We start from the raw sequence: 21,352 nt of genomic DNA, 5'->3' as shown, positions 1-21,352 counted from the left end.
AAGCGCCGGCCGTTTACTGCTGCAGGTTTCTAATTAAGTGGAAGCCGCTTTTCTGGCGGGTTTCTTGGCCGCCGGACTCACGGCCTTGCGGTGGGGTTTCTTGACTGCAGGTTCTGCGGGAGCCTTGGCCGCTGCGGCCTTCTTGGCGGGCGCGCGCTTGGGTGCAGTCACTAGCAATTTGCCGTCGGAACCCTTCCAGGTTTTACGGGCCTCGCGGGCCAGATCCACCACCTTGGCGATGTCTTTGTCGGTGAAGACGCCGTTGACCCCCGAGATGGCGGCCAGCTTCATGCCATGTTTGAGGCCCAGCTTGTAGATCTCTTTGACCTTGGGCCACTCGGTATCCCGACCGATGGTGAAGACCTCAAAGCGGCCTTCCAGCGCCAACACGATGGTCTCGGCCAAGCAGGCATAGATCACATTGTTCGGCAGGCCAATGCTCTTCATGCCCCGCACCTTGGTGGGCAGTTCGATTTCACCCGACTCCACCACCAGCACATCTGGGCGTTTGGCCACCTCTTCGGGGGGCAGGTCCAGCGGACGGGCGACGTCGGTGATGACGCAACCCGGCTTGACCTTGGTGATGTCCAAGATCTTCTTGCCCGCGCCGCTGGTGGACGTGACGATCATGTCCATGTCCGCGAGCAACGGGTCGTAGTCGGTTGAGCAGGTGACTTGGGCATCCGGCGTGTCCACCAGGATGCTCTTTTTGAGTTCTTCGAGTTTCTTGATGTCGCGGCCCGCGAGCACCACTTCATCGAAGGCCATGGCCATCAACCGGGCAGACACCGAGCCGATTGAGCCCGTGGCACCAATCACCATGGTTTTGGCGGGCACTCGCTTGTCGCCCTTCTTCAGTTCAATCAGCCCCATGCGGCGCATGGCGTCTGCGGCCGCCCACAGGGCTCCAGAGGCCGAATAGCTGTTGCCGGTGGTGATGGGGATGGCCGAGCGACGCGCAACGGTCACTCCCGCGTCGCCCACCACTTTGGTGAAGGCGCCCAGGCCCATGATCTGGGCGCCCATCTTTTCAGCCATCTCGGCGGCCTGAAGCAAGCGTCGGTAGGTGAACTCCGGGCTGTGCGACAGCATCTGCTTAGGGGTGCCACCCACGCTGATCAACCAGCCTTCGGCCTCGGCGCCGGTGGGGCTGATGATGTTCTCCATCTTGCAATAAACCATGGGCGGCATGTGGGCCGCCAGCGTTTCCACTTGATCCATCACGAACTTGGGCGTGCCCTTGGGGATGGGGAAGCCTTTGCGGATGAACTCTTGCGACAGCGGGTGGATGACGAAGGCGAAGCGTCGGATGTTGCGGAATTTGCCCGTGGGGTGCAGCAGGCGCGGTTTGACGTGCAACTCGTCCAGGATCTCCGTGAAATCGTCGTCCGAAACCTCCTCGGGGGCCTTGCCGACTGCCGCCAGGATCATGGCTTCCAGTACGTTGATGCCAATCACCTGATCGAAGAGTTTTGGGGACACGTCAATCACCAAATTGACCTTGCACTGCTTGAAAAACTTCAGGCGCTCGGCATCGACGGCCGACGTGATCAGGGTCTTGCCTGCCAGGTTGCCCGCGTTGCCCACGGTTTTGAGCTCGGCAAAAGTGCCGACGACGACATGGGCCTTTTCCACTTCGGCCATGACCTTGCGGCGCTTCAGCCCCGAGAGTGAGGCCTCCAAGATTTCGCGCGGCTTGCCGGGCATGACCCAGCGCATGCCCTTGGCAAAGAGTTCGAGCTGGTCGAGCGAGGTCAGCATGGCCGGTGCGCCCGTTTGAAAGAGCGCATCGGCAAAGTTCAAATTCTTGGTGTAGTCCGACAAGGCCACGGCCATGTCGTAGTTGCGCATGCCGTTCAAGAACAGCACGATGTTGTTGTTGAAGTAATGGCCCAACTCGTGCTGCACGTGTCGGATGGCGCGCACCTGCAGCAGGCGCCGCAAGGTCGCGCCGGTGGTGGCCGGCACACGGGTCACCACGTTGAGGAGCCGTTTGGTCTCCTTGTTGACCACCGTGCGCAGGCCCACCTGGTAGTGGTCGCCAATTTCTCCCAGGCCCACGGCATCCGCATCGGCCTGGTGGCGGCGCATCAGCTCCCAAGCCTTGGTGGTGTCGTCGTCGGCACCCAGGCGCTGAACGATGAAGTCATGACCCAAGAACCGGGTCTTGAACTCGAAATCCTGCTTAGAGGAGCCGAGGGTGACGGTTACTACCTTTTTCGTGGGCATCGGACGTCTCCTGAGATCAAGCCTTGCGGGCAGTCTTTTTGGCCGGGGTCTTGGCGGGGGTCTTGGGCGCGGACTTGGCTGGCGCTGGAGCCGCCGGTTTGCGGGGGCTGCTGGGCTTGGCGGCCGCGACCGGCGCGGGTGCCGCGCCGCTCTCACCGTCCACCGGCAGCAGCGCTTTGAGCAAGGCCACGCATTCGTCTTGACTCATGTAGCGCGGCACCGGGTAGCCGGCATCGGCCTCCGCGCGGGCGCCGCGGGCGATGCTGGCGATGTCGCTGCGCTTCAATGCGGCCAAGGTGCGGGGGATCGCCAAGTCGGCATTGAGTTGGTCGATGGCATCCAAGAACCGTTCGGCCAATTCGTCATCGCGGTCACTGGCTTCGCCCAGTCGCGCGGCGACAGCCAAGCGCGCCAACCGCGCCGTGATGGCGGGGGCAGAGAAGCGCAAAACATGGGGCAACACGATGGCATTGGCCAGCCCGTGAGGGGTGTGATAGCGCCCGCCGAACTGGTGTGCGATGGCGTGCACATAACCGACATTGGCCCGCGTGAAGGCCATGCCGGCATAGGTCGAGGCCAGCGCCATCTTCTCCCGGGCGGCCAAGTTGCCGCCCTCGAGGTAGGCCGTGCGCAGGTTGCCAAAGATCAGCCCCACGGCCGTCAGCGCCAAGCCGTCGGTGTAATCGGTGGCCCATTGGCCGATGAAGGCTTCCACTGCATGGGTCAGGGCGTCAATGCCTGTCGCGGCGGTCACCGCCGGCGGCAATCCGGTCATGAGGGTCGGGTCGAGCGCCGCAGCACGCGGCACGATGCGCGGATCGACGATGACGATCTTGTCTTTGCGCTCGGGGTCAGAGATCACCGCGGCGACCGTGACCTCGGATCCGGTGCCGGCCGTGGTGGGCACGGCATAGAGCGGCAGTGGGGCGTGCCGGCCCTTGAAATACCCGGCCAAGCGGCGCAGGGGCTTGGGGTTGGCTGCGGCGACCGCAATGGCTTTGGCGGCATCCATGCTGGAGCCCCCGCCGACCGCGATCAAGGCATCACAGCCCTGATCTCGAAAAAAGGCCAGGCCGCGCTCGATGAGGGGGATGGGGGCGTCCGGTGTGATTTCGTCAAAGACCGCGTACTCGGTGCCACCGCTTTCCAAAGCATCCGTCAGCCCTTTGAGCAGGCCCAGCTTGGCAATCACGGCATCCGTGACGATGAGCAGTTTTAGGTGTCCGAATCCGGCAATCAGTTCGCCCAATCGGGTCATCGAACCCGGTCCGACCAGCAACGTGGGCTGGGGAATGGGGATGTAGCGCGTGACTTTTCCAGCACCCTTCATCAAGGTGCCAAGACTGGCCGCGCGGGCACTGTCGGGGAGGAGGTCCAAGAGCACGTCGTTCTCCGCTACACAAAGCCAAGGGTCGTGTGATTCTGCGGTAGGAACGCAAGGGATTTGCAGCGTGCATGCGACAAAGCCCTAGGGGCGTGCCCCCAGGGACAATGCGGGTTTCCTTCAAGGGCCGCAACGATGGCAATTCAATGGTTCCCCGGGCACATGCATGCCACCCGTCAGGCGATTCAGGATCGACTGAAGGAGGGCATTGATGTGGTCATCGAACTCATCGATGCCCGCTGCCCGGGGTCGAGTGCCAACCCGTTGCTGGCGGACATGACGGGCCACAAGCCCACGCTCAAGTTGCTGAACAAACAGGACTTGGCCGATCCGATCCGGACGGACGCCTGGTTGGCGGCGTACAACGCCCGTCCGGCCACCCGGGCCTTGGCGGTGGACTCCCAGCAAGCGGCGCCCGTCAAGGCGCTCTTGCAGGCCGTTCGGGAATTGGCGCCCCACCGCGGCGGCATGGTCAAACCGTTGCGGGTTCTGATCTGCGGCATTCCCAATGTGGGCAAATCCACCCTGATCAATCGATTGATGGGTCGCAAGGCGACCAAGACGGGGGACGAGCCCGGCATCACCAAAGTCGAGCAAAAACTGCAACTGGCCAACGACGTCTATTTGTTTGACACGCCGGGCATGCTGTGGCCGCGGATTCACATTCCTGAAGCGGGGCAAAACTTGGCGGCCAGCGGTGCGGTAGGCCGCAATGCCTTCAGTGAAGAGTTGGTGGCCTTGGACCTGCTGCGGGATCTGCGTCGAGACTATCCCGCTTTGCTGGAGGCGCGATACGCCCTGGGCGCGCTGGTGGTGGACCCGGCGACGGATGACGAGGCGGTGCTGGCCGCGATTGGGCGCAAGCGGGGGGCCATGCAGAGCGGTGGCCGCGTGAACTTGCAGAAAGCGGCTGAAGTGTTGATTTATGAATTTCGTCAGGGGGTTCTGGGCCGGATCACGCTGGAGACCCCCGAGGCGTTTCGCGCGTGGGAAGCCGCCGCCGCGGTGGCCGAAGTAGAGCGCGTGGCGCGCCAAGCCGCCCGCAAGGCAGCGCGCCGGGGCGGGCGACGGGGGGCGAGTGCCGAGGAACTGGCCGAAGGGGTGGACGAGCCGGAGGCCTGAGCGAGGTCTGTGACCTCAATCTTCCAACTCGGATCGCGCCAACTCGATGTCCAAGCACTCCATGGCATCCAGGGGTTCACAGGCCGCCGCCTTGAGGTAAAGCGCCTCGGCCTCCTCCAGGCGCTTTTCCCCTTCGAGCATCACCAAGCCGTTGGCGCGTTCAATCATGCCGATGGCTGAGTGGGGGGCCAACTTGCCGGCTTGCGTCAGCAGTTTGAGCCCCGTGGCCGGGTCCGCCCCTTGCGTCTTGCCCAGAAGCGGCCCCACCTTGTCGATCACCTCCGCGTGAAAAGCGCCCAGAGCCAAGTGCGCATCCGCGTGCTTGGGCGCCAGTTCGATGGCGGTCTCTAGCGCGAACTTGATCTTGATGCCCAGGCCTTGCGACAGCGCCTTGGCCACGGTGATGCCCTGTCCGTAGCGTCCGAGCGCGTAGGCCTGCCAATAAAAGGCATTGGGGTTGTGGGGCTCGTCGGCTTGCTGAGCCTCCGCGCGCTCGGCAACCTCCAGGTACAACTCGAGCTTGGTTTTCTCGTTTTTTTCGAGGTAAGTCGCGTAAATCGATTGGGCCTTGTTGGCGCAGGTCAAGCCGGCGCCGCCGACCTTCAGTCCGGCATCCACCGCCTTCTTGAAGTCACCCGCGTGAAAGTGCAGCCACGCCTTTTGCACGGCCTCTTCCTTGGGCCAGGGCTCGCCATCGCCTTGGTGTAAACGAGCCCAGTTCTTCTTGAGGCTGGCCAGCGTGTATTGAAAGGCCTTGTTCTCATAGGGGAAAGCGGTCCATTTGGGCATGGCGAAACTCCCTTGAATCAGGATGACAGGTACTGGCTGGCCAATCGGTGCAGGTGCTCGCGGGATTGGGGCTCCAGATAGGGCATCAGCACACTCAGCACATGAAAGGCGCCCCTCAGCAAGGCGGACCCCGCGCGTTCGGGTTCCAGCGCGTGGCGGGGGTCTTTGACGTACTCGTAACTCAGCCAATAACTCAGCAGCACCACCATGCTGGCACCGACGGGTGCCGCCTCGCGCGGGTCCATCTTGAGGGCGCCGCCGATTTTTAAGCCGGCCAGCACGCCGCGCATGGCTTCTTGCTTGCGGGCCAACACCGTTTGAAAGTGCGTCTCCAGTTTGCGGTTCTTGGAGAGCAAATCGTTCAAATCGCGGTACAGGAAGCGGTGCTTCCAAATCAGTTCGAACAGCGTATGGAAGAAGAACCACGCGTCTTCCACATGACGCACGTTGTCGGCCGCCAGCAGCAGGTCAGCGAGCTCGGTGTCAAAGCGCTGGAAAAGCGCATTGATCAGCTCGTCTTTGGCGGGGTAGTGGTAATACAAATTGCCGGGGCTGATGTTCAGCTCGGCCGAGATCAGCGTGGTGGAGACATTGGGTTCACCAAAACGGTTAAACAAATCCAGCGTCACTTCCAGGATGCGCTCGGCGGTACGGCGGGGCTTTTTGGGTGGGGCCATGGGTGTTTTGCCTCGGGGACGCTGCACGATAACCCCAGTTTTTCCGCTGATGGAAGTGGTTTTCTAGAATTGGCGCATGACCGCGACACCCGCCATCCGCTTCGAGCGGGTGAAGAAGACCTACCGCGGCGCCTCCAACCCGGCTTTGCAGGACGTCAGTTTTGACATCCCGCCCGGGGAGTTCTTTGGGCTTTTGGGTCCCAATGGCGCCGGCAAGACCAGCCTGATTTCCATCTTGGCGGGGCTTTCACGCGCCGATCAAGGGCGCGTGGAGGTGCTGGGCCACGATGTGGTCGGCGACTTTGCTGCCGCGCGGCGCTTGCTCGGCGTGGTGCCCCAGGAGTTGGTGTTTGACCCGTTCTTCTCGGTGCGGGAGACCTTGCGCTTCCAATGCGGCTACTTTGGCCTGCAGGCCGACGAGCGCTGGATTGAGGAGCTGCTCGACAACCTGGGCTTGCTTGCCAAGGCGGACGCCAATATGCGTCAGCTCAGTGGGGGCATGAAGCGTCGCGTGTTGGTGGCGCAAGCCCTGGTGCACCGGCCGCCGGTGATCGTGTTGGATGAACCCACCGCCGGAGTGGACGTGGAATTGCGCCAGACCCTGTGGGCGTTTATTGCTCGCCTGAACAAGGAGCAGGGCACCACGGTGTTGCTGACCACCCATTACCTGGAAGAGGCGGAAGCCCTGTGTGGGCGGATCGGCATGCTCAAGCAAGGGCGTTTGGTGGCGCTGGACCGCACGGCGGCGTTGCTGGCGAATCGCAGCCATCAGGTGTTGCGGTTCAAGACAGACGCGGTGCTGCCGTTGGGCCTTGAGGCCCGAGTGACCGGGCGCATCGTGCAAATCAAAGCCCATGACGCGGCAGACGTCGAGCAGGTCCTGGCCCGCTTGCGGAGTTCACAGGTGCCCATTGAAGATCTGGAAATCGGCCGCGCGGACTTGGAAGACGTGTTCCTGGAGATCGTTGGAGGGGAATCGCCATGAGGGCCACCTCCGGGGCGGCGACGCTCTTTAGAAAAGAATTGCTGCGTTTCTGGAAGGTCAGCTTCCAAACCATTGCCGCGCCGGTGCTCACGGCTGTTCTGTACCTGATGATCTTTGGGCATGTGCTCGATGAGCATGTGCGCGTGCACGGCGTGCCCTACGGCAGTTTTCTGTTGCCGGGTTTGGTGATGATGAGCGTGCTGCAAAACGCGTTTGCGAACAGCAGCTCCAGCCTGATTCAAAGCAAGATCACGGGCAATCTGGTGTTTCTCCTCCTGACGCCGCTGTCGGCCCGAGATTGGTTTCTGGCCTATGTGGGGGCCGCCGTCTTGCGCGGGCTGTGTGTGGGGGCGGGGGTGGCCTTGGCGACGGTGTGGTTTGTGCCCTGGGCCGCGTTTCAGCCGGCCCATTTGGCCTGGGCCTTGGCGTTCGGATTGCTCGGTGCGGGACTGATGGGCAGCCTGGGCCTGATCGCCGGGCTGTGGGCCGAAAAATTCGACCAACTCGCAGCCTTTCAGAATTTCATCGTGATGCCCATGACCTTCTTGGCGGGAGTTTTCTACTCGGTGGACTCGCTGCCGCCCGTGTGGCGTGCGGTATCCCACCTCAATCCTTTCTTCTTCATGGTGGACGGCTTTCGCTACGGTTTCTTTGGCGTCAGCGACAGTTCACCGTGGATCAGCTTGACCATCGTGGGGGCCAGCTTTGCGCTGGTTGCCGCCTTGGCGCTCCACCTCCTGAAGAGCGGCTACAAAGTCCGCCACTGAACACCATGTCTGATCCCACGCCCATCGAGGTGCGCGACTACATCGCCGCCGGCTTGCCCTGTACCCATCTGGAGGTGAACGGCGATGGCCGGCACTTTTTTGCCACCATCGTCTCGCCCGAGTTCGAAGGTCTGTCCCGCGTGCGCCGTCACCAACGCGTCTATGCCGCCTTGGGGGAGCGCATGAAGGAGCAAATCCACGCGCTGTCGATGAAGACCCTCACGCCGACTGAATTCCAAAGCGAAGCGAGCCACTGATGGACAAGCTCCTGATCCGCGGTGGCAAGCCGCTGAATGGCACGGTGACCATTTCCGGCGCCAAGAACGCCGCCTTGCCGGAACTCTGCGCTGCGCTGCTGACGGCCGAGCCGGTCGTACTGGACAACGTGCCCCGTCTGCAAGACGTGCAGACCATGATCAAGCTGTTGCGCAACATGGGCGCCGGCGTGGAGTGGCAGGCAGAGGGCAGCCACCGCCTGGTGTTGAATGCCGGCACGGTCACCAGCCCCGAGGCCCCGTACGAACTGGTGAAAACCATGCGCGCCAGCATTTTGGCGCTGGGTCCGTTGCTGGCGCGTTTCGGCGAGGCCACGGTCAGCCTGCCGGGCGGCTGCGCCATCGGTTCTCGCCCTGTGGATCAGCACATCAAAGGGCTGCAGGCCATGGGCGCCGAGATTCGCGTGGAGCACGGCTACATCCTGGCCAAGGTGAACGGCCGCCTCAAGGGGGCGCGCATCACCACCGACATGATCACCGTCACCGGCACGGAGAACTTCCTGATGGCCGCCGCCTTGGCCGAGGGCGAGACGGTGCTGGAGAACGCGGCGCAAGAGCCCGAGGTCACCGATCTGGCCGAGCTGCTCATCAAGATGGGGGCCAAGATCTCGGGCCATGGCACGAGCCGCATCGTCATTCAGGGCGTGGACCGCCTGCATGCGCCAGTGCAGCCGCACCCCATCGTGCCGGATCGGATCGAGGCGGGCACGTTTTTGTGCGCCGTCGCCGCCGCAGGCGGGGATGTGGCCTTGGTCGGGTCGCGCGCCGACCATTTGGATGCGGTGATCGACAAGCTGCGCGAAGCGGGCGCCAGCATCAATGCCATCAACAACCAGTTGCGCATCACCATGAGCACCCGGCCGGTTGCTGTGGGCTTTCGCACCAGTGAATATCCGGCCTTCCCCACCGACATGCAGGCGCAGTTGATGGCGGTGAACTGCGTCGCCCAAGGGGCGGCCAAGATCAGCGAAACCATCTTTGAAAACCGTTTCATGCACGTCAACGAGTTGGTTCGGCTGGGGGCCCACATCGAAGTAGACGGGCACACGGCCGTGGTGACCGGGGTGGAGCGCCTGAGCGGCGCCACGGTGATGGCCACCGATTTGCGGGCGTCGGCCAGCTTGGTCATTGCGGGGCTGTGTGCGGATGGCGAAACGGTGGTGGACCGTATCTACCACCTGGACCGCGGCTACGAGCAAATGGAAGCCAAGCTGCGCGGCCTGGGCGCTGACATCGAAAGAATCAAGTGAGTGGACTGACCCTTGCCCTGTCCAAGGGCCGCATCTTTGACGACACGCTACCGCTGTTGAAAAGCGCGGGCATCGAGGTGGTGGACGACCCCGAGAAAAGCCGCGCGCTGATTCTGCGCACCAACCAGGCGGATGTGCGCGTGGTGCTGGTGCGCGCCAGCGATGTCCCGACCTATGTGCAGCACGGCGGGGCGGACGTGGGGGTGGCGGGCTTGGACGTCTTGCTCGAGCACGAAGCCGGGCCCTATGGGGGGGGGGCCTTGTTGCGCCCGCTGGATCTGCAGATTGCCCGGTGCCGCCTCTCGGTGGCCACGCGCGCCGACTTTGATTACGGCGCGGCGGTGCGCCAGGGTGCCCGCATTCGCGTGGCGACCAAGTACACCTACCTGGCCCGCCAGCACTTCGCCGAAAAGGGCGTGCACGTGGATCTGATCAAGCTGTACGGGTCCATGGAGCTCGCACCGCTCACCGGGCTGGCGGACGCCATCGTCGATCTGGTGAGCACCGGCAGCACCCTCAAGGCTAACAACCTCGTGGAGGTGGAGCACATCTTGCCCATTTCCTCGTACCTGGTGATGAACCCCGTCTCAGCCAAGCTCAAGCGCGAGCGTTTGCAGCCCCTGCTGCAAAGCCTGCAGGCGGCGGTGGCGCAGCGTTGATGCCGGAGCTCCGACGGGCCGTCGCCGCCGACGCCCCGGTGCTGGCTGCGCTCGGGGCCCAGGTTTTCTTGGAAACCTATGCCACCGACGGCGTGACCCCCGCCCTTGCGCGGGAGGTTGCGGAATTTTTTACAACCGATCGATTCCTGGCGCTGATGCGCGACCCGACGGTCGAGCTGCAGGTGCTGGCACAAGGCGAGGGCCTGCTTGGCTTTGCGCAAAGCCAGGTGGACGTGACACACCGGTTGGTGTCCACGGGGCGGCCCGCCGAGTTGCAGCGCCTTTATCTGCAACGGCGTTGCCACGGCCAGGGGTTGGGCGCTCAGTTGCTGCGTGCCGCCGAACAAGGCATGGCGGCCCGGGGGGCTGGCGTGCTGTGGCTGGATGCTTGGGTTCACAACCAGCACGCCCGTGCCTTTTACGTCCGTCAAGGCTACGACGAGTTGGGCGCCGACGTCTACCGCTACGAAGACGCCGTCCACGAGACACGGATCTACGCAAGGCGCCTTGCGCCGCAAAATTGACCCATGAAAATCACCCGCCTCGCCACCACCGCCCCCGACTTCGACGACAGCCTGCAAACGCTCTTGCATTGGAGCGAAGACACCGATGCGGGGATCGAGCAGGCGGTGGCCGGCATCCTGGCCGAGGTTCGGGCGCATGGTGATGCGGCCGTGCTGGCGCGCACGGCGCAGTTCGATGGGGTGCAGGCCGCATCGGTGACTGAGTTGGAAATCCCGCGTGCCGATTTGCAAGCCGCCTTCGAGGGATTGCCGGCGGACCAGCGCTTGGCCCTGACGACAGCCAGCGAGCGCGTGCGCCGCTACCACAAGGCCCAGGCGGAGGCGTGCTGCCAAGGCTTTGAGTTCACCGACGCCCAGGGCAACCGCCTGGGCCAACAAGTGACCCCGCTGGATCGGGTGGGCATCTATGTGCCGGGTGGCAAGGCGGCCTACCCGAGTTCGGTGCTGATGAATGCGATCCCTGCCCTGGTGGCCGGGGTGCCCGAGATCATCATGGTGGTGCCCACGCCCGCCCGACGGGATGGCTCGTCCCAGGGCTCGCGGGGTGAACGCAACCCCCTGGTGCTGGCCGCGGCCTATCTGGCCGGCGTGCACCGCGTGTTCACCATCGGGGGTGCCCAGGCCGTGGGCGCACTGGCCTATGGCACGGCCACCATTCCGCGCGTGGACAAAATCACCGGCCCCGGCAACGCCTACGTGGCGGCCGCCAAGCGCCGGGTGTTTGGACAGGTCGGCATCGACATGATTGCCGGGCCCAGCGAAATCCTGGTGCTGGCCGATGGCACGGTGGACCCGAGCTGGGTGGCGATGGACCTCTTCAGCCAAGCCGAGCACGACGAGTTGGCGCAGTCCATCCTGCTGTGCCCCGACGCCGCCTACATCGACGCCGTGGCTGCAGCGATGGAACGCCTGCTGCCCGAGATGCCGCGTGCGGCGGTCATCCGCGCGAGCCTCGAAGGCCGGGGTGGCCTGATCCACACGCGCAGCATGGAAGAGGCCTGCGACATCAGCAATCGCATCGCCCCTGAACACCTTGAAGTCAGCGCCGCCCAGCCGCGCCAATGGTTGCCCCATTTGCGCCACGCGGGTGCCATTTTCTTGGGCGCCTATGCCAGTGAAAGCTTGGGCGACTACTGCGCCGGACCCAACCATGTGCTGCCCACCAGCGGCACGGCGCGCTTCTCGTCACCGCTCGGGGTGTATGACTTCGTCAAGCGCTCCAGCCTGATCGACATCAGCGCCCAGGGCGCGCAGGCCCTGGGGCCGGTGGCCGACACGCTGGCCCAAGGCGAGGGCCTGCAGGCGCACGCACGCTCGGCCACGATGCGCCTCGCTTAACAGCGGGCGGGCGCTTCCTTCACAGTGCGCGCGCCGCAGCCCGCGCCGTGAGGATGCAACCGGGCAGGAACGTGCCTTCAAGGGAGCGTTTGCCGTTGGCCCCACCGCCGCCAAACCCGGCCGCCTCTCCGACGCAATAGAGGCCGGGAATCGGTTTGCCCGCGGTGTTGAGCGCGCGGCTTTGCAAATCCGTTCGCAGGCCACCCAGGCTCTTGCGGGTGATCAATTGCATCTGGATGGCGATGAAGGGCCCGGCGCCGCGCTGTTGCAGGGGCGCGGGTTTGCAGGTGCGCAGGCGGTCTGGGCCCCACTGACGGGCGTGGAGGATGCGGCGGATCTGATCGTCGTTGTGCAGACTGTCGCCGCGTGAAAAGTTCGCATCAAAGGTGTCGGCCGTGGCCTGCAGCACTTCGGCCCGCACGTCTTGGGTGCCGGTTAGCGCGTTCATTTGGTGAGCCAGGCCGGCCAACGTGGCGTCGACCAAAAAATGCGGGCTCTCGGCCTGCATTTGGCGCACCAAACGGTGATTGCCCAACAGGGTTTCCTTGAGGAAACGCAGGAACTGACGGTCGCGAATGCGGGCGTTGTGCTCGGCGCCCGAGATGGCCAACTCTTTGGCCGCGATGCGCCAGTTCAGCAGGTGCCAGGTGTAGGGCTTTTCGAGGGCGGCCACCCGCTGACACAGCGCATGGGTATCGAACCCCGTCACCAGCGGCTCCGGGCCGAGGCGCTCGCCCCGGTGGTTCAGCCACAGCGCGGATTTGCAGGGGATGCTGGAGAGCCCATGCCCTTCAAAGTGCGGCTGGGGGTGCGGGAAACCGGCGGCGTAATTCCACATCTCGCCCGGACGCACCAGCGGGGCGCCCAGGTGCTCGGCAGCCCAGTGGTGGAGCGTGCCGTCGGAGTAGGGGTGCGCGCCGTTGAGAAACGTCGCGGGCAGGGCGCGGCCTTGGGGCCAGTGGGCGCGCACGGCCGCGTGATGCCCGTTGAGCCCGCCCATGGCCAGCACGACGGCTGTCGCCTGGCAGCGCACGGACGCGCCGGTGGCCTCGTCCGTGGCGTGGACCCCGGTGACCTGTCCCGCCTGCGTGTCCAGGGCGGTGACCCGGTGGCGGTGCAGGAGGCGCAGGCGCCCGCCCGAATCGGCGGCGCGCAGCGCCGCGATCAAGGTCAATGTCATGTGGCGAGCGGTGCCCCAGACGATGTGATAACGCGGCACGGAGTTGCCGTCGCCCTGCCAGCCGCGCTCCACCCAGTTCACGGCCGGCATGAAGCGCAAGCCGTGGGCCAGCAGGTAGTCGTACACCTCGGCGCAGGAGTGCTCCACATAGTGCCGCGCCCAAGCCAGCGACCAGGGGTCGTCGTCGGGCAGTTCGCCAAACCGCAGCCAGTCCCGCAGCGCGCGGTCGGGGCTGTCGGGAATCTTCTTTTTGGCCTGCAGCGGCGTGCCCACCAAGGCCATGCCCCCAAACGCCCACAGGGCCAGCCCGCCCAGTCGTTCGGGGGTGTCGCGGTCAATCAAGGTGACGGAGCGCCCTTTGCGTAGGGCCTCTAACGCGGTGACGATGCCCGCCAGCCCCCCACCCACCACCACCACGTCGGATTGCATTGGCTTGTCCATGATGGGCTGTGCACTCAAGGGGCGAGTTTGCGCTTCAAGAAACGGGCGACAGGGGCGGGCAGGCCTTCCAGCGACTCCAGCACGGTGGGCAAGAGCTTCAGCTTGAGTCCAGACAGGGAGGGCGGCACCAGGGCCTCGATCAAGTGCGGCCCTGGGGTGCTGAGGGTGCGCTCCAACGCTTGCACGAACCCCTCCGGGCTCTGCACCCGCGTGGCGGGGACGCCCATGCCCTGGGCCAACGCCGTGAAGTTCAAGCCTGGCGCGCTGAGGTCCAATTGCGCCTTGGCCTTTGGCCCCGCCTCCTGGGCCCCGACGCGGGAAAGCTCCACATTGAGCACCGAATACGCCGCGTTGTTGAAGATCACGGTGACCACGTTCAGTCCCTCCCGCGCCATCGTCCAGAGGGCTTGGATCGTGTACATGGCGCTGCCGTCACCGACCAGGGCCAGGACGGGCCGATTCGGGCACGCGATGGCCGCCCCGATGGCGTTGGGCAGCGCCTGCCCGATGGCGCCGCCCGTCAGGGTCAGCAGGTCATGGCGAGGGGCGCCGGCGGTGAACTTGGGCAACATCAGTCCGGAGGTGATGGCCTCGTCCACGACGATGGCGTTTTCCGGCAGCAAGTGCCCGATGGCTTTGCACACTTTTTCCGCCGTCAGCTTGCGCCCGCGGGGGCGGCTGGGCCGCAAGGCCGGGGATCGGGGGGGGGTGAGCGCGTCAACGCCCAGGGCTTGGGCCAAACGGGTCAGACTGGCGGCGGCGTCCTGCTCGGGGCTGCACAGGGTGTGCACTTGGCAGCCGGGCGGCACCAGCTCACTCTTTTTGCCGGGGTAAGCGAAGAACGACACCGGTGCCTTGGCATCGACCAGGACCAGGTGCTCAAACCCACGCAACTGCACGGATGCCAGCTCGGCCAGATAGGCCATACGCTCCACCGCCGGCACCCCGGCGCCGCGGGTCAGTCGGGTGGGGAAAACTTCGCTGAACAATTTGGCGCCACTGTGCGCGGCGATGCGCGCGGCGGAGACCAAGGCCGCCTCTCGCAACGCCTGCCCCCCGAGCAAGAAGGCCACCCTTGCCCCGGATTGCAGCAGCGCCACCAGAGACTCCAGCGTGGTGTCGTCGCATACCGGCGCGACGGGGGCGGGCGGCGGCGCCACAGCTTGTCCCCCGTCGCTCCACGAAACGTCGGCGGGCAGGATCAAGGTGGCCACCTGCCCGGGGCGCCCCCGGGCCACTTGCAGGGCGTCCACCGCGTCTTGGGCCAATGTGCCGGTCTGAGTGGCGGTGCGGACAAAGCCCGGGGACACGTTGCGCGCCACGGTTTCGATGTCCGACTGCAGTTGGGCATCCAGTGGGGCGTGATACGTGGCGTGATCCCCCACGATATTGAGCACCGGCACCTTGCCCTTGCGGGCGTTGTGCAAATTGGCCAGGCCGTTGCCCAGGCCACACCCCAGGTGCAACAGCGTGGCTGCGGGCTTGTCCGCCATGCGGGCATAGCCATCGGCCGCACCGGTGGCCACACCCTCGAAGAGGCACAGCACCGCCCGCATCCGGGGTTGATCGTCCAGTGCGGCCACGAAGTGCATCTCGGACGTGCCGGGGTTGGTGAAGCACACCTCAATGCCCGCATCGGTCAAGGTTTGCATCAGGGCTTGCGCACCGTTCATCAGACTTCTCCAGAACTGAAATGCGATTGGAGCGTGCAGGGCGCTCAACGGATGGCAGGGGATTTCCCGGTGCGGACGTTGATTCGGCGCGAGCGGCATGAACACGAACTTCGTGCAACACGAAGTTCGTGCTGAACCAAAGTCGTAAGACAATGGAGCGATGCGAAATGTCACCGTGACGATGGAAGACGCTGTGGCCGATTGGGTGCGGGTCGAGGCGGCGCGCCGGAATACCAGCGTGTCGCGTTGGCTGGGCGAACTACTGGCCGAAAAGATGCGCCACGATGACGCCTATGAGCGGGGCATGCGCGAGGCGCTGGAATTCAAAAGCTTTGCGCAAGCCCAGTCCCGTACGGTGCGGCGAGGCCGGGCGTGAATCCCCTGACCTTTGTGGACAGTGGCGTTTTGCTGGCCGCGTTTGACGTGGACGCGCCGCGTCGTGAGCGGGCACGCCAGTGGTTGGTGCATTGCTGGACGCAGCGCACGGGGCGATTGAGCACTCAGGTGCTGGATGCCTTCTATGCCCAGGCTCGGGCTCGCTACCCCAGCGCGCTCTCTGCGGGTGATGCGCGAGCCGAGGTCCGGCGTTATCAACTCTGGCACCCCTGGAGCACGGACCATGCGACCGTGGAGTCGGCCTGGGCCGTGGAGAGTCGCTGGGGGCTGCCCTATGCCGATGCGCTGCTGATCGCCTCGGCGCAGCAGCAAAGCTGTGAATGGTTTCTGTCTGAAACCCTGCCCCATGGGCAAGTCATCGATCGGGTGTCCATCCTCAATCCGTTTCAAGTGGACCCTGTCGTGGCAGGGTCAGGACGATCAACATGAGCCGTTTCTGGAGTGACACCGTGCGGGGGCTCACGCCCTACGTGCCGGGTGAGCAGCCGCGGATTGAGGGGCTGGTCAAGCTCAATACCAATGAGTGCCCTTACGCGCCCAGCGAGCACGTGGTGGCCGCCATTGCGGCGCAAGGTGGGGAAGCCCTGCGCTTGTACCCCGATCCCCAGTCGACGCTGTTACGTGAAACCTTGGCCAGCTACCACGGGGTGACTCAGGATCAGGTCTTCGTGGGCAATGGATCCGACGAGGTGCTGGCCCACGTGTTCATGGGCTTGCTTCGGCACCCTCTGCCGCTGCTGCACCCGGACATCTCCTACAGTTTTTACCCCGTCTACGCCAAGCTGTATGGCATCACAACCCGCGAAATTCCGCTCAACGCAACGTTTGAGATTGAGGTTCAGGACTACCTGAATGCAGGTCCGAACGGCGGCATCATCTTCCCCAACCCCAACGCCCCAACGGGCGTTGCCCTGCCTCGGGCTGAGGTCCAGCGGCTGCTGGATGGCAATCGCGATTCGGTGGTGGTGGTGGATGAAGCCTATGTGGACTTCGGCGCCGACTCCGTGGCGCCCTTGATTGCCCAGCATCCGAATCTCTTGGTGATTCGCACATTTTCGAAATCTCGTGCTTTGGCCGGCTTGCGGGTCGGCTATGCGCTGGGGCACCCCGCGCTCATCGAGGCCCTGGTTCGGGTGAAGGACAGCTTCAATTCCTACCCCTTGGACCGCCTGGCGCAGGCCGGGGCACAGGCGTCGGTCGAGGATGAATCTTGGTTCCGTTTGACTTGCGATCGCATCATGGCCACGCGAAACCGCTTGAGCTTGGCGCTCCAGCAGCGGGGCTTTGAGGTCTTGCCGTCCGCCGCCAATTTTGTTTTCGCGCGCCATCCGGGACATCGGGGTGCCCATGTGGCCGCCGCGCTGCGCCAGCACAAAGTTCTGGTCCGTCACTTCAGCCAGCCGGCTCGGATTGCCGACTTTTTGCGCATCAGCATCGGCACTGAGGCCCAGACGGACACCTTGCTCGCCGCACTGGATGTGGTTTTGAACCCCACTTGATTGCCCTTGATTCGATCGGATGACCTCATGAGCCATCGCACCGCCACTGTTCACCGCCAAACCGCGGAAACCGACATTCGTGTGACTCTCGACTTGGATGGGCACGGGCAGGCTCGAATGCAGACAGGCCTGGGCTTTTTTGACCACATGCTTGACCAAATTGCGCGGCACGGCTTGATCGACTTGACGATTGAGGCCAAGGGAGACCTGCACATCGATGGTCATCACACCGTTGAAGATGTGGGCATCACGCTGGGGCAAGCGGTCGCGCAAGCCCTGGGCGACAAGCGCGGCATCACCCGCTATGGCCACGCCTATGTGCCTTTGGATGAAGCCTTGGCCCGCGTGGTGGTGGACTGCTCTGGACGCCCAGGCTTGCACATGCAGGTGCCCTTTACCGCGGGCCGCATTGGGGACTTCGACACCCAGCTGAGCTACGAATTTTTCCAGGGCTTTGTGAACCACGCGGGGATCACCGTGCACATTGACGGCTTGAAGGGACACAACGCCCATCATCAGTGCGAGGCGGTTTTTAAGGCGTTTGCCCGTGCCCTGCGTGCGGCTCTGGCGTTGGACCCCCGCGCCGCAGGCGTCATCCCCAGCACCAAAGGCAGTTTGTGAGGCCGCGACCATGAGTACGGTCTTGGTGCTGGATTACGGCATGGGCAATCTGCGGTCGGTGGCGCAGGCCGTCCAGGAAGCGGCCAAGGGCAGCGACGTACGTGTGGAGGTCGGCCACGATCCCGATCAGGTTCGTGCGGCGGACCGTATCGTGCTGCCGGGCCAAGGGGCGATGCGGGATTGCATGGCGCACTTCGCACAAAGCGGGGCCCGCGAAGCCGTGTTGAGTGCGGTCACGGCGGGCAAGCCTTTGATGGGCGTGTGCGTGGGCATGCAAATGCTGTTGGAGCACAGTGAAGAGCAGGACACGCCAGGCCTGGGCCTGTTGCCCGGGCGCGTGCGGCGGTTCCAGTTGGCGGGACGGTATCAGGCTGATGGCAGCCGGTTTAAGGTGCCACAAATGGGGTGGAACCGCGTGGACCTCGCCGCAGGTCATCTGGGGCACCCGATGTGGGCGGGGATTCCCGGCGGCGCCTACTTCTACTTTGTGCACAGTTATTACGCCGCGCCGTCTCGTCCGGAGGATGTGGCCGCAACGACCGACTACGGCGGTGCATTCGCCTGCGCCCTCGCTCGGGATAACATTTTCGCGACCCAGTTTCACCCCGAGAAGAGTGCGGAACTGGGTCTGCGGCTGTACCGGAATTTTTTGACCTGGAACCCCCAAGGCGCAAGCCCCTAAGGACCTGTTTGCATCATGTTGTTGATTCCTGCCATCGATCTGAAAGACGGCCATTGCGTGCGCCTGCAGCAAGGCGACATGAACGCGAGCACCACCTTCGGTGAAGACCCTGCCGCCATGGCACGACGCTGGCTAGCGGCCGGTGCGCGGCGCTTGCATTTGGTCGATCTGAACGGGGCCTTTGCGGGCAAGCCGGTCAACGAAGCGGCGGTCAAGTCCATCCTGCGGGAAGTGGGCGACGAGATTCCGGTGCAACTGGGCGGTGGGATCCGTGACTTGGACACCATCGAGCGCTATTTGGATGACGGCATCAGCGCCGTCATCGTTGGTACGGCGGCGGTCAAAAACCCGGGGTTCATTCGGGACGCCTGCACGGCATTTGGTGGCCACATTTGGGTGGGTTTGGACGCCAAGGATGGCAAGGTGGCGACCGATGGCTGGAGCAAGCTTTCCGGCCACGAGGTCGGGGACCTGGCCAAGAAGTTCGAGGACTACGGTATCGAAGGGGTGATCTACACCGATATCGGCCGCGACGGCATGCTCAGTGGTATCAATGTGGAGGCCACGGTGCGCTTGGCGCAGCAACTCAGCATTCCCGTGGTGGCGTCGGGAGGGCTGGCGGGCTGGGCCGATATCGAAGCCCTGTGCGCCGTGGAAGACGAAGGCATCAGCGGCGTGATTTGCGGGAAAGCGATTTACACCGGTGCGCTGGATTTGCAGTCGGCCCAGCTTCGGGCGGATGCCCTTCGAAAATAGAAACCTTTCACCAACGAGGAGATGGGCATGACCCTGAATACCTGGATCGTGGCTTTGGCATTTGGCCTGCTGGGGTCGGTGAGCACGCTCCCCGACGCACAAGCGGCAACGCACAAGGGCGCTCACGCGGTGAAGTCGGCCAAGGGGGTTCAGGCGGCCCAGGCGGGGCACAAAGCCAAGGTAACCACCAAAAAGGTTGTGAAGAAGAAGACGACGAAAAAGGTCAAGAAGAAGGTGGGCAAAAAGCGCGCCCACTGAGCGCTTAGAGGCGACGTGCTTCGCCGTGCAGAAGGATAGAGACATGCTGGCCAAGCGCCTCATCCCTTGCCTGGACGTCAAAGACGGCCGGGTCGTTAAAGGGATCAATTTCGTTGGTTTGCGAGACGCCGGCGATCCGGTGGAGATCGCCCGTCGGTACAACGAACAGGGTGCCGACGAGCTGACGTTCTTGGACATCACCGCCACGCACGAAGGCCGGGATTTGATTCTTCCCATCATTGAAGCGGTGGCCGCCCAAGTCTTCATCCCCTTGACGGTGGGGGGCGGTGTTCGGGAGGTGGCCGATGTACGGCGGTTGCTGAACGCTGGCGCCGACAAGGTCAGCTTCAACTCGGCGGCGGTGGCGCGCCCCGAGCTCATCCGCGAGGCCAGCGACAAATACGGTTCGCAGTGCATCGTGGTGGCCATCGATGCGAAGGACAACGGGCTGGGCGGCTGGAATGTTTTCACCCATGGGGGCCGCAAGGACACGGGGCTCGATGCCGTGGCGTGGGCGCAGACCATGCAGGCACAGGGCGCGGGGGAGATTTTGCTGACCAGCATGGATCGCGACGGAACGCGTGCGGGCTTCAATGTGCCGCTGACGCGTGCAGTCAGTGATGCGGTCGACGTTCCGGTGATTGCCAGCGGTGGCGTGGGGAACTTGCAGCACTTGGTCGATGGGATTCGCCTGGGTGGCGCCGATGCGGTCCTGGCTGCCAGCATCTTTCACGATGGGCAGCACAGCATTGGCGAGGCCAAAGCTTTCATGCGGGACGCGGGCATCGCGGTTCGCCTGTGACCAAGCCAGGGAAGTCAGCGACCGGAGAGGTCCGGATCGTTGGGGGGCTGTGGCGTCGCAGCAAACTGCCGGTTTTGGATCGCCCGGGCCTACGCCCGACCGGTGATCGCCTCCGCGAGACCTTGTTCAACTGGTTGGGACAGGACCTGTCGGGTTGGCGGGTCCTGGACGCATTTGCCGGCAGCGGTGCCTTGGGCCTGGAGGCGGCTTCGCGCGGCGCGGCATGGGTCAAATTGGTCGAGCGCGATGCGGCCGCAGCGGCCAGCTTGCGGCAGGTCGTCACGCGCCTGCCGGGGGCGGCGGAACGCGTCCAGGTGCAGGCCGGGGATGCCCTGGGCGCCTTGATTCCCGATGCCTGGGACTTGATCTTGCTGGACCCGCCCTTCGATGCGCAACTGTTTGAGCCTGCGCTGGCCGCGGCCACTGCTGCGATACAGCCAGGCGGATGGATTTATTTGGAAGCGCCGAGGCCGTATCCCGAGTCCTCGCGTCTCGCCCTGCATCGTCACCTGAAGGCCGGAGCGACCCACGCTCACTTGTTCCGGCGCAACGTTGACAATTCAGCCCCATGAAAGCGGTCTACCCCGGTACCTTTGATCCCCTGACCCTGGGTCACGAAGACATCGTGCGCCGGGCCGCGCGCCTGTTTCCCCAGGTCGTGCTCGCCGTGGCGTCTGCCCACCACAAGAAAACACTGTTCACGTTGGACGAGCGTTTGGCCATGGCGCGGGAAGCCTTGGCGGATGTGCCGCAGGTGGATGTGGTGTCGTTCGAAGGGCTGCTGAGCAACTTCGTGCGTGCACAGGGGGCGCACGTTGTGGTGAGGGGCATTCGCGCGGTGAGTGATTACGACTACGAGTTTCAGATGGCGGGCATGAACCGCCAATTGATGCCCGAAGTGGAAACGGTGTTTTTAACCCCCGGCGACGACTACCAATTCGTTAGCGGCACGTTTGTGCGCGAGATTGCCATGTTGGGTGGCGATGTGCGCAAGTTCGTGGGGCCGGGCGTGCTGCAGCGCTTGCAGGCCAAGCGAGGGGGCTGA

At 64.2% G+C, this 21,352-nt stretch carries 24 protein-coding genes; 18 read left to right on the top strand and 6 right to left on the bottom strand.

What is annotated here, in order from left to right; genetic code table 11:
- Window positions 1–33: 33 nt before the first annotated feature.
- Both I7X43_RS00770 and I7X43_RS00765 read right to left on the bottom strand, forming a co-directional pair.
- Window positions 34–2,229, bottom strand: coding sequence for a DUF8754 domain-containing protein (locus tag I7X43_RS00770; protein WP_198098981.1), 2,196 nt, complete (start codon window positions 2,227–2,229; stop codon window positions 34–36).
- Window positions 2,230–2,245: 16 nt separating this feature from the next.
- The gene (locus I7X43_RS00765) at window positions 2,246–3,613 is read right to left on the bottom strand and encodes an iron-containing alcohol dehydrogenase (RefSeq protein ID WP_310737500.1); all 1,368 of its coding nucleotides are present in this window, start codon (window positions 3,611–3,613) and stop codon (window positions 2,246–2,248) included.
- Between the two features lie 135 nt (window positions 3,614–3,748).
- Here I7X43_RS00765 and ylqF point away from each other — a divergent pair, with 135 nt between their 5' ends.
- Window positions 3,749–4,735 (top strand): ribosome biogenesis GTPase YlqF, encoded by a 987-nt coding sequence (gene ylqF / locus I7X43_RS00760; RefSeq protein ID WP_198098980.1) that lies wholly within the window; start codon window positions 3,749–3,751, stop codon window positions 4,733–4,735.
- 15 nt (window positions 4,736–4,750) lie between these two features.
- On the opposite strand, the gene I7X43_RS00755 is transcribed toward ylqF, so the two are convergent.
- Window positions 4,751–5,524 carry a tetratricopeptide repeat protein gene (locus I7X43_RS00755; protein ID WP_198098979.1) on the bottom strand — a complete coding sequence of 258 codons (774 nt, stop codon included), beginning with the start codon at window positions 5,522–5,524 and terminating at the stop codon, window positions 4,751–4,753.
- A 17-nt stretch (window positions 5,525–5,541) separates the two neighbouring features.
- Complete coding sequence (locus tag I7X43_RS00750; protein WP_198098978.1) at window positions 5,542–6,201, bottom strand: TetR/AcrR family transcriptional regulator; 660 nt, start codon at window positions 6,199–6,201, stop codon at window positions 5,542–5,544.
- Window positions 6,202–6,277: 76 nt separating this feature from the next.
- Between I7X43_RS00750 and I7X43_RS00745 the strand changes: the two genes are divergently transcribed.
- Genes I7X43_RS00745 through hisD form a run of 7 tightly spaced genes read left to right on the top strand, consistent with a single transcriptional unit; the run spans window position 6,278 to window position 11,999 of the window.
- A complete protein-coding gene (locus tag I7X43_RS00745; RefSeq protein ID WP_198098977.1) occupies window positions 6,278–7,186 on the top strand; it encodes an ABC transporter ATP-binding protein in 909 nt (302 codons plus the stop codon).
- Window positions 7,183–7,953 carry an ABC transporter permease gene (locus I7X43_RS00740; RefSeq protein ID WP_198098976.1) on the top strand — a complete coding sequence of 257 codons (771 nt, stop codon included), beginning with the start codon at window positions 7,183–7,185 and terminating at the stop codon, window positions 7,951–7,953. The genes I7X43_RS00745 and I7X43_RS00740 overlap by 4 nt, the downstream gene beginning before the upstream one ends.
- Window positions 7,954–7,958: 5 nt before the next feature.
- Entirely contained in the window at window positions 7,959–8,210 is a 252-nt protein-coding gene (locus I7X43_RS00735) for a BolA family protein (protein ID WP_198098975.1), read from the top strand.
- Window positions 8,210–9,478 (top strand): UDP-N-acetylglucosamine 1-carboxyvinyltransferase, encoded by a 1,269-nt coding sequence (gene murA / locus I7X43_RS00730; RefSeq protein WP_198098974.1) that lies wholly within the window; start codon window positions 8,210–8,212, stop codon window positions 9,476–9,478. The genes I7X43_RS00735 and murA overlap by 1 nt, the downstream gene beginning before the upstream one ends.
- The gene (gene hisG, locus I7X43_RS00725) at window positions 9,475–10,137 is read left to right on the top strand and encodes an ATP phosphoribosyltransferase (RefSeq protein ID WP_198098973.1); all 663 of its coding nucleotides are present in this window, start codon (window positions 9,475–9,477) and stop codon (window positions 10,135–10,137) included. The genes murA and hisG overlap by 4 nt, the downstream gene beginning before the upstream one ends.
- A complete protein-coding gene (locus I7X43_RS00720) occupies window positions 10,137–10,661 on the top strand; it encodes a GNAT family N-acetyltransferase (protein ID WP_198098972.1) in 525 nt (174 codons plus the stop codon). The genes hisG and I7X43_RS00720 overlap by 1 nt, the downstream gene beginning before the upstream one ends.
- A 3-nt stretch (window positions 10,662–10,664) precedes the next feature.
- Complete coding sequence (gene hisD, locus I7X43_RS00715; protein ID WP_198098971.1) at window positions 10,665–11,999, top strand: histidinol dehydrogenase; 1,335 nt, start codon at window positions 10,665–10,667, stop codon at window positions 11,997–11,999.
- 19 nt (window positions 12,000–12,018) lie between these two features.
- Here hisD and I7X43_RS00710 read toward each other — a convergent pair whose 3' ends face one another.
- Together I7X43_RS00710 and I7X43_RS00705 are read right to left on the bottom strand one after the other, a co-directional pair.
- Window positions 12,019–13,608, bottom strand: coding sequence for an FAD-dependent oxidoreductase (locus I7X43_RS00710; RefSeq protein ID WP_246480081.1), 1,590 nt, complete (start codon window positions 13,606–13,608; stop codon window positions 12,019–12,021).
- A 26-nt stretch (window positions 13,609–13,634) separates the two neighbouring features.
- Window positions 13,635–15,293, bottom strand: coding sequence for an acetolactate synthase large subunit (locus I7X43_RS00705; protein ID WP_198098970.1), 1,659 nt, complete (start codon window positions 15,291–15,293; stop codon window positions 13,635–13,637).
- A 160-nt stretch (window positions 15,294–15,453) separates the two neighbouring features.
- On the opposite strand from I7X43_RS00705, the gene I7X43_RS00700 reads away from it, so the two are divergent.
- Genes I7X43_RS00700 through coaD form a run of 10 tightly spaced genes read left to right on the top strand, consistent with a single transcriptional unit; the run spans window position 15,454 to window position 21,352 of the window.
- Window positions 15,454–15,669, top strand: a complete 216-nt coding sequence (locus I7X43_RS00700) for a CopG family transcriptional regulator (RefSeq protein WP_198098969.1) — start codon at window positions 15,454–15,456, stop codon at window positions 15,667–15,669.
- Window positions 15,666–16,118, top strand: coding sequence for a PIN domain-containing protein (locus tag I7X43_RS00695; RefSeq protein WP_198098968.1), 453 nt, complete (start codon window positions 15,666–15,668; stop codon window positions 16,116–16,118). Before I7X43_RS00700 ends, I7X43_RS00695 begins: the two co-directional genes overlap by 4 nt.
- The gene (gene hisC / locus I7X43_RS00690) at window positions 16,115–17,188 is read left to right on the top strand and encodes a histidinol-phosphate transaminase (RefSeq protein WP_198098967.1); all 1,074 of its coding nucleotides are present in this window, start codon (window positions 16,115–16,117) and stop codon (window positions 17,186–17,188) included. The genes I7X43_RS00695 and hisC overlap by 4 nt, the downstream gene beginning before the upstream one ends.
- 27 nt (window positions 17,189–17,215) lie before the next feature.
- Window positions 17,216–17,809, top strand: coding sequence for an imidazoleglycerol-phosphate dehydratase HisB (hisB, locus tag I7X43_RS00685; protein WP_198098966.1), 594 nt, complete (start codon window positions 17,216–17,218; stop codon window positions 17,807–17,809).
- 10 nt (window positions 17,810–17,819) lie between these two features.
- The gene (gene hisH / locus I7X43_RS00680; RefSeq protein WP_198098965.1) at window positions 17,820–18,491 is read left to right on the top strand and encodes an imidazole glycerol phosphate synthase subunit HisH; all 672 of its coding nucleotides are present in this window, start codon (window positions 17,820–17,822) and stop codon (window positions 18,489–18,491) included.
- Between the two features lie 15 nt (window positions 18,492–18,506).
- Entirely contained in the window at window positions 18,507–19,247 is a 741-nt protein-coding gene (gene hisA, locus I7X43_RS00675) for a 1-(5-phosphoribosyl)-5-[(5-phosphoribosylamino)methylideneamino]imidazole-4-carboxamide isomerase (RefSeq protein WP_198098964.1), read from the top strand.
- Window positions 19,248–19,274: 27 nt separating this feature from the next.
- Window positions 19,275–19,505 (top strand): hypothetical protein, encoded by a 231-nt coding sequence (locus I7X43_RS00670; RefSeq protein WP_198098963.1) that lies wholly within the window; start codon window positions 19,275–19,277, stop codon window positions 19,503–19,505.
- 43 nt (window positions 19,506–19,548) lie between these two features.
- Window positions 19,549–20,307 (top strand): imidazole glycerol phosphate synthase subunit HisF, encoded by a 759-nt coding sequence (gene hisF / locus I7X43_RS00665; RefSeq protein WP_198098962.1) that lies wholly within the window; start codon window positions 19,549–19,551, stop codon window positions 20,305–20,307.
- Complete coding sequence (gene rsmD, locus I7X43_RS00660; RefSeq protein ID WP_198098961.1) at window positions 20,304–20,879, top strand: 16S rRNA (guanine(966)-N(2))-methyltransferase RsmD; 576 nt, start codon at window positions 20,304–20,306, stop codon at window positions 20,877–20,879. Before hisF ends, rsmD begins: the two co-directional genes overlap by 4 nt.
- The gene (gene coaD / locus I7X43_RS00655) at window positions 20,876–21,352 is read left to right on the top strand and encodes a pantetheine-phosphate adenylyltransferase (protein WP_198098960.1); all 477 of its coding nucleotides are present in this window, start codon (window positions 20,876–20,878) and stop codon (window positions 21,350–21,352) included. Before rsmD ends, coaD begins: the two co-directional genes overlap by 4 nt.

It is taken from the genome of Inhella gelatinilytica (assembly GCF_016093295.1).
GTDB classification, from domain to species: Bacteria; Pseudomonadota; Gammaproteobacteria; order Burkholderiales; family Burkholderiaceae_C; genus Inhella; species Inhella gelatinilytica.
The sequence above is the reverse complement of the archived record's forward strand: the minus strand, read 5'-3'. Positions and strand labels throughout refer to the sequence as shown.